This is a genomic window from Megasphaera sp. AF13-6AC (assembly GCF_027685385.1).
GTDB classification, from domain to species: Bacteria; Bacillota; Negativicutes; order Veillonellales; family Megasphaeraceae; genus Megasphaera; species Megasphaera micronuciformis.
The window spans coordinates 1-758 of the sequence record NZ_JAQCUN010000142.1 but is presented as its reverse complement, the minus strand read 5'-3'; the positions used below and the strand labels follow the sequence as shown (position 1 = coordinate 758).

1 protein-coding gene is annotated in these 758 nt (G+C 44.3%); it reads left to right on the top strand.

All coding sequences use genetic code 11. The annotated features are described in order from the left end of the window. Window positions 1-57: 57 nt before the first annotated feature. Window positions 58-758 (top strand): hypothetical protein (locus tag PGX78_RS07210; protein ID WP_270446177.1); only part of this gene is annotated, 701 nt, incomplete at its 3' end.

Genomic DNA, 758 nt, shown 5'->3' with positions numbered 1-758 from the left:
GAGGGATTTGATTGGCCTTTCTGCGAACATGCACTCACAGTAGGATACCGTGGTTCTTTGACGGAAATCATACAGATAATTGGTCGTTGTACCCGCGACAGCGAGAACAAAACTCATGCCCAATTTACAAACTTGATTGCAGAGCCTGATGCTGAAAGCGAGGAAGTCGTTGAATCCGTAAATAATATGTTGAAAGCCATAACCGCTTCTCTCCTTATGGAACAGGTACTTGCACCGAACTTCAATTTTAAGCCCAAGCCGCCGGCAGGGTCCGATGAAGATAAAGCGGATGATGCGCGTACTATCCGGGTTGGAGGAATGAGACAACCCTCAACACAGAATGTAAAAAACATTCTTGACTCCGACCTTACCGACCTTAAAGCAAACATCCTGCAAGACCCGCAAATTGCAAAAGCAGTAAGCGGCGTAGTTGATCCAGAAGTAATAAACAAAATCATGATTCCAAAAATTATCATGACAAAGTATCCTCATCTGTCAGAGGACGAGGTTGAAGAGGTACGCGAGCATTTAGTTGCGGATATGGTGATTCGCGGCTCAAATGTTAAAACGGATGGTAATCGCAGGTTTATTGACATGAGCGGCAAGTTCGTAAACCTCGATGAACTTAATATCGAGCTCATCGACTCCATCAATCCGTTCCAGCAGGCATTTGAAGTCATCTCCAAGTCCATCACTCCGAAGATTCTTAAATCTATCCAGGAGTGTATCGCTGCATTTAAGGTTAATATGACGGATGA